Source organism: Budvicia aquatica DSM 5075 = ATCC 35567, from assembly GCF_000427805.1.
GTDB classification, from domain to species: domain Bacteria; phylum Pseudomonadota; class Gammaproteobacteria; order Enterobacterales; family Enterobacteriaceae; genus Budvicia; species Budvicia aquatica.
The window spans coordinates 1-8,709 of record NZ_ATYS01000089.1; the positions used below are offsets into that span (position 1 = coordinate 1).

7 protein-coding genes and 1 pseudogene are annotated in these 8,709 nt (G+C 48.1%); 4 read left to right on the top strand and 4 right to left on the bottom strand.

Annotated elements, in window-relative coordinates:
- On the bottom strand, positions 1-233 hold a 233-nt coding region (locus tag YWE_RS30655), incomplete at its 3' end, for a hypothetical protein (RefSeq protein WP_154661435.1).
- A gap of 341 nt (positions 234-574) precedes the next feature.
- Complete coding sequence (locus YWE_RS28060; RefSeq protein ID WP_051323473.1) at positions 575-1,369, bottom strand: YaaW family protein; 795 nt, start codon at positions 1,367-1,369, stop codon at positions 575-577.
- Positions 1,370-1,690: 321 nt separating this feature from the next.
- On the opposite strand from YWE_RS28060, the gene YWE_RS28065 reads away from it, so the two are divergent.
- Positions 1,691-2,287: a DUF2913 family protein gene (locus tag YWE_RS28065; RefSeq protein WP_071605912.1), complete on the top strand. Its 597-nt coding sequence runs from the start codon at positions 1,691-1,693 to the stop codon at positions 2,285-2,287.
- A 115-nt stretch (positions 2,288-2,402) separates the two neighbouring features.
- Here the strand turns inward: YWE_RS28065 and lpxA are convergent, their stop codons facing one another.
- A complete protein-coding gene (gene lpxA, locus YWE_RS0120060) occupies positions 2,403-3,194 on the bottom strand; it encodes an acyl-ACP--UDP-N-acetylglucosamine O-acyltransferase (RefSeq protein WP_029096099.1) in 792 nt (263 codons plus the stop codon).
- A gap of 126 nt (positions 3,195-3,320) precedes the next feature.
- Entirely contained in the window at positions 3,321-4,415 is a 1,095-nt protein-coding gene (chaA, locus tag YWE_RS0120065; RefSeq protein WP_029096100.1) for a sodium-potassium/proton antiporter ChaA, read from the bottom strand.
- 176 nt (positions 4,416-4,591) lie between these two features.
- Between chaA and YWE_RS30175 the strand changes: the two are divergent.
- The 3 genes and pseudogenes from YWE_RS30175 to YWE_RS0120075 form a co-directional block, all read left to right on the top strand.
- Positions 4,592-4,839: pseudogene (locus tag YWE_RS30175) on the top strand (transposase); the annotation flags it as partial.
- A gap of 1,706 nt (positions 4,840-6,545) precedes the next feature.
- Entirely contained in the window at positions 6,546-8,054 is a 1,509-nt protein-coding gene (locus YWE_RS32060; protein WP_428829286.1) for an autotransporter outer membrane beta-barrel domain-containing protein, read from the top strand.
- Positions 8,055-8,186: 132 nt separating this feature from the next.
- Positions 8,187-8,709 (top strand): GNAT family N-acetyltransferase (locus YWE_RS0120075; RefSeq protein WP_211231037.1); only part of this gene is annotated, 523 nt, incomplete at its 3' end.

An 8,709-nucleotide genomic window follows, 5' to 3' on the forward strand; every position in this document is an offset into this window, starting at 1 on the left:
AGCCCAACCTTCGCCCAACGGCGTAATCGGTTCACGTCAGGTTCTAAACGGATGGCCGCATCCGTATATTGATTGAGTCGGCGTTGAGCCTCTGTTTTTAATCCCAATAGTTGACTTAATGCTACTGGGTCAATAAGACGGTTCTGTCGGGCCGTGTCATGCCTGAAAGCATACAGGTGGCAAACTTGCGGGCACACTGATGCCGGCACATCCGTAATGAATGATGATGTCATAATAGTCTCACAACGATAGAATCAAACAGGTCACCCTGGGCTTTCGGGGATAAGGCGTCGAATAACGCCATCAGGGTCGTTTAAGATAAGAGAGAAAGTGGATAATCGGGTGCGAAGGCATGACGATAAGGGTTATCGATCGACAGTGACGGGCGATGACATCAGGCCTGTCGATAGCCGATACATAAAGATGGTTGTAATAGTAAAATTTTACGTTGCGGTGCCGTTACTCGTCACTCATGTGAGGGCGGCCCTGATTCGAATAGTGATCGTCTTGATGTAGATAGTAAAAAGACCTGCCAATAGCAGGTCGTATAGAAAGCGGTCCCATTAACCGGACACTACAAGTCGGCACGCACGAAATACCCCATGTCGAGGTCTTCCTTATTGACATCAAGGTTTTCCACCATACCCAAGGCTAATTTTTGCCTCAAAAACGCAATTTGGATAACGATCGGGATGGTGACGCGATAAGCCGGTCCAGCAATACTCACGGCTGTCCACGCGGACGTGAGCGCCCAGCCGATAGGCCCTGTCAGAATAGCCATATATTTCATTAATGGACCGGACACGACAAAGGGAAGTCCTCGACCAAATAACGCTTTGAGCACCGCATTCACAACAATGATGGTTAATTGATAAGATTTAAACCCACCGGCTTTGAAGATGGCCTGAAAGGAGGCCGATAACATTTGAGGGGTTAACGTGGACGCATTCTGGATCCCAAGTTCAGTCCCCAATTGCCTAATCTCATCGGCTGACATCTTCTCTATGGCGTCATTGAGTATTTTCATCAGTAAGTTGCTTTCTATCTTTTCCACTGCGGATTTTTTGTTGTAATTGACCTTGAGCTTGTCGCAGACATCACACAAAATCTCGCGGTAGAGTACCCCTTTACCTTGTCGAAGAAGGGTCGTCAGTGAATTTGCACCAAAACATTGAATTTCTGACGCAATATCGTCCCAATATTTCGCATGGTCAGGATGGTACGCTTTATATTTTTTTGAACCGGTTAACGTTTCGGTCCAGCGAGACTGGCCCTTTTTATCATGGGTTAAACAGCACACCAGATCATCTAAATCCGCTGTACTGACTTGGGATAAAAAAACTAAATCACTATCATGCCGATACGCCATTTTCCTTTACCTCTCACTTAACCTTCACATTGATGAACATCAACCCATTCAGTGCAAAGGATGTTACCGGATACGCGATAATGGATTGATCGTTTGTAACTATGAATTCTCACAAACCGATCGTCCGCGCAGATCAATCTCGTGTTATCACTGGAGAAGACTGTATTAGCAGGGGAATAAAGGGGGAAAGATGACAATAAAAGAGAATTAACCAAAAAATAGCACGTTATGCCATGGCCCCATGGATTAAAAGAGAAAACATTGTCACGGCTCGCGTGCTTAGGTACCATCGGTCTCCATTTTATCGACTGCTTGATACCCATGACCACACCCCATGCCCCGACCACACAAGACTTAGCCCACTTCGCCTTTTGTGCTTTAGTCGCACTACGTACTGCAATGCAAGATGGCATAGTGACATCGCCGCTCACAGAGCACCTGTTTTTAATTCGATGGCTGGCCACGGCCCAAAAGCAGAAACGCTTTACCCGCAGATTAGCGGTGGACATNCAGTTGCTGCTGGACAAAGGTCGCCAACAAGGAGAGAAAGCCCGGTTAAAAAAGGACCTGATATTCCTTTGGTCTTCATTCACCGGTGATAAAACCACACACAGTGATTTATACCGACTAGCAGAAGCCATCAGGCAATTGAATACGCAGGGATGGGAAAATATCTTGCTAGACCCGTCCAACAGCGAGCCAGAACAACAGGCTGACTCGGTTACAGGCCCGGTGTTCTATGTCGCTAAACAGGCTCTGACCGACGCGTTTACTGAGTTGGGTGTGTTGATAGCGCCCATTTCATTCCAGATAGTCGGTGATGCTCAGGCCTTTGTGGCAAGCCTCGCCGAATGGCATTTCAATACCCAGGTAACGACAATCTCGCTTAACAAAGCGCGGGTCACGTTAGTGCGCTGACTAACAGCACTACACAAAAATTAATGATATTGATATCGTCAAATATCAGTGACATCGACGCAGAATATCAACCCTGCGCTACACGCGGGATAAACATCGATGAGCCTAGCGTCACTCAGCGAATAATGCCCCGCGTTGAACGTGAAAAGAAGGCGTGAAAAAAAGCCACTAACGGATATTCGCTCGCCAGCTGTCTTGCCGCCTTTTTCACCTCCTCTACGGGGATGCCTTGGTGATACATCCTGTCGTACAGGGTCCGGATAACCTGTTGTTGATGAATGTTCGCGGCTAAGAAAACCGGCGACAGACGGTTAAAACCGAAGGGAAAGGCGCGGTTTCCAATGGCGCAAACAAACGGCGGAACATCCTGAACGACGCAAGACTGATCTGCTATCTGTGCATGAGCGCCCACAATGCAAAACTGATGTACTGCGCACATCAAACCGAGCTGTGCCCCCTCATCAATGTTGACATGCCCAGCCAGCCCGCTATGGTCACCCATGACCGTGGCATCACCTATCAGGCAATCATGACCGATATGAACGTCATTCAAAAAATGGTTATCGTGGCCAATGACGGTATGACCATTGCCCTGAAGGGTACCTCGATGGATAGTGGCATGTTTTCCGATGCGGTTTCTGTCGCCAATCACCACACCGGTCGCTTCGTTAGCATATTTCAAGTCCTGATTCACCTCGCCGATGGACGAGTACGGCCCAATCATATTGTCACGACCCAGCCGTGTCAGACCATTAATCACCGAATGAGACCCCACCACCGTTCCGTCCCCGATATCAACACCGGCCGCAATCGTACAGAAAGGGCCGATACGCACATGCGCACCAATCATCGCACCGGATTCAATCAGACAGTGATGGCCGATTTGGGCTGAGGACGAAATAGACATCGAATGATCCTGTTATGGCGTAGGGACAACAGAGTATGAGTACTCTACGAGAGACGGCCTGCAGACCATCGACAATGAGGCTGACCCATCAAGCGCATCCCATATTCAGCGAAGTTGTTACAGCCATCATGAAAAAATGGTCATTAAGTACGCGGCAAAAACAGCCAGATGCGCCATCCCGTTCAATACATTGGTCTTCCCACTAGAAAACGAGAGATGGCACAGCAGAAGACCCGCCGTCAAGACTATCGCGTGAGATAATGGTAAACCAAATATCAACGCGCGTTCGGTCAACGATGCAATCAACACCACCGCGGGCACCGTCAGTGAAATCGTCGCCAGCACGGAACCAAAAAAGAGATTCATTGCCCGTTGCACCTGATTATCCAGCACCGCGCGTAATGCCCCCAATCCCTCCGGCGACAGGATCAGCAACGCCACCAGAAAGCCGGTGAATTGCGCAGGGGCATTGACCTGAATCAATAACACCTCCAGAGGCTGGCCATTAAACTTGGTCACCGCGATGACCGCTATCAGATGTACGACTAACCCTGTCGCATGCCAGCGATTGGTGTGCGATGACGGTTTGCCGTGATGGGGAACACCGTCGTCATCTTCATACTCATAGACAAACAACTTTTGGTGGGTCTTCGTCTGTATCACCAAAAATACGCCATACATCGCAGCAGAAATAATGGCGACCAATAAGGCCTGCCCACCACTAAAATTGTTGCCAGGCAGCGCCCCCGGGAACACCAGGACAATCACCGCCAGCGGAAAAATGGCCATCAGATATTGTTTAATCCCCACCAGATTCACATACTGAGTGGAGAACTTGCGTCCTCCCAGCAGCAAGGAAAAACCGACCAGACCTGCGGTAACAATCATGATGATTGAATACAATGTATCGCGCATTAGTGCCGGGTCTGAATCGCCGGTGGCCATCAGCGCCGAAATCAGGCTGACCTCAAGGATAACCACAGATAAACTCAATATCAGTGAGCCATAGGGCTCACCCAGTCGATGAGCCAACACGTCGGCATGCCGAACCACACTAAAGGCACTGGCTAAGATTGCCACTAAAGAAAACAGATTAATCAGGCTCACGAGTGCCAAATTTGTCGTATTCCCCCACTGCGATAAGATGACCAGCGCGAGAATGGGCAGAATAATCGAATACTCTCGATGGCGGGTTTTTTCATTCAACGGTGTCGCGGTCATTCAATGCGCCTCTTTTTTATTATTGAGCCAACGAGAATCAGGCACCTCAATGTGAATGAGGCACTAAGCATGTCGAGTATGGCGTAGAATGGTCATCCCTGCCATGTAACTGAACCGACTTAATATCGTGCTGCACTTTAATTGCCCGAGGCTGCTGCGTTCGTCTTTGTCAGCGTGTCAAAGATGTGGCGTTTGTCCTGAACATCGAGCTTCATTATCGCCCGTCCTACAGTCCCAATTTAAACCCGATAGAATGGTTATGGAAAGTGATGAATGAGCCAATAAGAAAAACCGATATTATCTGTCAAAGCAGATGGTTAAAGACGATATTTAAAACTTCTTTGAGGTAAAACCACCGCAAATAGCGAGTGCCTTAATATCACGCTTAAACGATAAATTTCAGGTGCTAAATCCGGCATTTTGATTTAACTTGGGTATCACTTCATATTTTTTAAACACGAATTAATATAAAATAAGCGCCGACATGGACTAAGTCATCGTCATACTTAAATTCAACATAAAAAAGTTATGGAAAACATGAAAAAATCTAATATACGGATATTTAGAAAGAATCTGATCCTTTTAAGCATACTGTCAGTAGTCAGCACCGCACCGGTTGTTCAGGCCACTGATGTCTATTGGAATAATGCCAGCGGAAGCAACCAGTTTTTTGATGAAAACAACTGGTCCAACAATACCACGCCCACCTTGAATGATGACCTGTACATTTATGGCACGGGCCATCAGACGGTTGAACTCTCGCTGGCCACCATTGACTATTATTCCCCCAGCCTTGATGGCGACTATAACCACACCTTATTTGTCGGTGAAGGCTCAGACAATAGCGCATCATTAAACATTCTCAGTATACCTGTAAATTACCACTCCAACACCTATATCGGTGGTTCGATGGACGTGGGCAGCCATGGCGGAAAAGGTGTTGTTGAGTACCATAATTACATTTTTGATGTATCCCATACTGAGGATCCTGACGAATACACTTTTACACCAAAAATACAATTGCAAAAGCTCAATATTGGTTCTGGCCTGAACAGTGACGGTCTGGTTTCCCTGACTGGAACAGGAAAAAGTGCCAGCGAACATACGATGAATTCGTCTGCCTTTATGGTCAGGGAACTGCATGTAGGCACTGACGGTGGCAAAGGCGTCCTTCAGGTTGACGGGAGCAGTATTGAATCTAGCTCCATGGGATATAGTGACGATCATCGCTCATTCACGCTAGGGCAAGGTACCGACAGTGGCATCGCCAGTACAGGCACCATTAACATCCTCGGTGGCGGTAAGATGATGGTCTCCACGAACGCTTATGGTGAAAGATTAATCGATGCTGTTATTGGTGAACGTCAAGGCAACGGTACCCTTAATATCGCCGGAAGCGTGGTGAAAAATGGCGAAACCATCCAGAGTCAGGCGGTGTTCAGTCAAGGGTTAGAAGTCGGCGTGAATGCCGGTAGTCTCGGCACTATCTCTGTTTTAGATGGGGCAAGCCTGTCGACCATGGCATCCAACACGGGAGAGTCTAATATTAGCGCATATATTGGCGTTGATAATGGCAACGGTTCGGTGTTGGTATCTGGAGAAAATAGTCTCTGGAAGGCATCCGGCCACACTTATGTTACATCTGAAGTCAATGAAGTGGGTCATCTTTCTATTGGTGAAAGTGGGACAGGTAGTCTGACAATCGCCAACGGCGGCGTCGTCTCGCTGGGCAGTACCGGCTACTTCTATCAGCGTCAGGATTCGGGCTACTACGTCCATGAACCGCTATTTGATAACAGCATTCTGGGTGATTTGTATCTGGGAAATCAGGTCAATGGCGTGGGAACCCTTAATATCGGTGGCGCTGAAGGTCATGCACCACAGAGAGTAGGTCGCATTGACGCAAATCAAATCATGTTTGGTGCCGGCGAGGGGGCTATTGTCTTTAACCATACCGACCTGAGCGGCAACTATACCTTTACTACCGACCTGGTCAGCAGCGCAGAAGGTAAAGGAACTATCAAACAGGTTAACGGTATTACTGAGTTTGATACTGACCGCAGCCTGTTCAGCGGCAAAACCGAGATAACTGGCGGAACGCTGGTCGTCAGCAACGTGCTGGGCGGCTCAATGAGCATTGCTGAACGTGGCACCCTTGCCGGTACCGGTATTGTCGGAACAACGACGATATATAACGGCGGTAATATTTCACCCGGCGCGGTATTCTCTACGTCACCGCAAACGTTGACCATTAATGGCGACCTGACCATGCAGTCAGGGTCTCACTATANGGTNAATATGACGACCGACAGCGCGTTAGANAATCCTTACGTCTCTGACCTATTNCAGGTTAACGGTAACGCCTACCTATATGGCGGTGGTGTCACCACGCAGCAGGACGGTGATTTTACACTGTATATCCCCGACAGCCGTTGGCACGTCCTGTCTGCTACCGGTAGCGTGACNGGCCAATTTGATAAGCTAGTCGCCATGCCGTTCGTCAATATTNATTACGAATACGACCCACAGAATGTTTACCTTGTGGTNGTGCGCAATGAAGNGANTCTTTGCCAGCNGGGNATGAGCAGTAATGAATGTAACCTTGGCTCGAATATCGACGGTAACACCAATAACCCGGGCAACGGTGATATTCACGACATCATCGTTTCTCAGCCTTCCGTTGAAACAGCCCGTCAGTCATTTAAGCAACTTTCCGGTGAAATTCATGCTTCAGCAAAAAGTGCCCTACTGGAAGACAGTCGTTTCTTACGCGAAGCGGTAAACAATCGCCTACGTGAAGAATCAGGCTCTGAAGGCGGAGCCTGGGCGCATACCTATGGCTCATGGGGACGTTTTAATGGAAACCATAACGTTGCCGATTTAAAACGCCACACCGGTGGCGTGTTCATTGGTGTCGACCAACAGATTAACCCAACCTGGACTGCCGGCGTGATGACCGGTTACAGCCGGGCAAATATTGATAATCAGCAACGCCGGGCCAGTGCCGAACGTGATGATTATCACGTTGGTGCCTATGTTAAAGGTCAATGGGATAACCTGTCGTTGCATACCGGTCTGGGGCAAACCTGGCATCAGTACTCAACGGACCGGTCAATCAATATTCCGGGCCTACAGGACCGTTTGACGGCGGATTACGGTGCCAGAACATCTCAACTGTTTGCCGAAACGCGTTACCTCATCCCGCTAACGTCAACTATCACAATCGAACCCTTTGTTGATGGTGCCTACGTACAAAGCTATACGCAAAGCTTTAATGAGAGTGGCGGAATTGCCCGTTTAAGCGGTGCTTCTGATACGACTGATATGTTCTTTACCACTATCGGCAACCGCTTTACTCAGCGATTTACGCTAGAAGGGGGTCAAACGGCTAAGCTGTGGGGAACCGTCGGATGGCGCCACGCCTATAACGAAGTCACGCCGGATGCCAATTTGAACTTCGCTGGCTATAGCCGCTTTAATATCGAGGGGACTCAGCTCAGTAACGATGTCGCCATTCTTGAGGCCGGTATCGACGTCAACCTGACCCAAGAGACGACCGTGGGTGTCATGTATAACGGACAAATCGGCGATAACTCTACCGACCACGGTACTAAGGCCTACTTTAACTGGCATTTTTAACCGTGACCACGGTGATATTGTTTGAGATGACTCAAACCCGGTATTTGCCGGGTTTGATGTCACGACTCATCCATTCATTTATTGGTTTACACTCAGTGTATCGGAGATATTAACAATGATTAGGCGATGTTTATGACTCAGCGTTCCTTTCATCTGGCCGGGGTCCCCGTCTATATTGAAACCAACGGTTATCTTGTCCGTAGCTTAGCGCCGTCAGATGTTTCAGACACGTTTTTACAGTGGATGAATAGCGAAGATATGATGGAAGGCCTGAATCTTCCGCCAATCAATTTCTCCGCACAGCAGTTGGCAGACTATATCGCCCAGTTCGATAATCATCGTAATTTCTTCCTCGGTATTGTTGATAAAAGTAACAACGCGTTAATTGGCTTTTATACCATCGATATCAATCTGAACCACAAGGTCGGTCATATCACTACCGGCATTGGCGAAAAAAATTACTCAGGTAAAGCCGTACTCTGGGCAACGATCGATGCCCTGCTTGACCATTTCTACCTGTATCGTGATTTACACAAGATGTCCGCCCGTATTTTAGCGAAGAATAGACGCATGCTATTTTGCTTTGTTAAAAACCCCCGCTTTAAGCTAGAAGGCGTATTAAAAGAAGAGTGTCTCGCGCCAACCGGTGAACGTG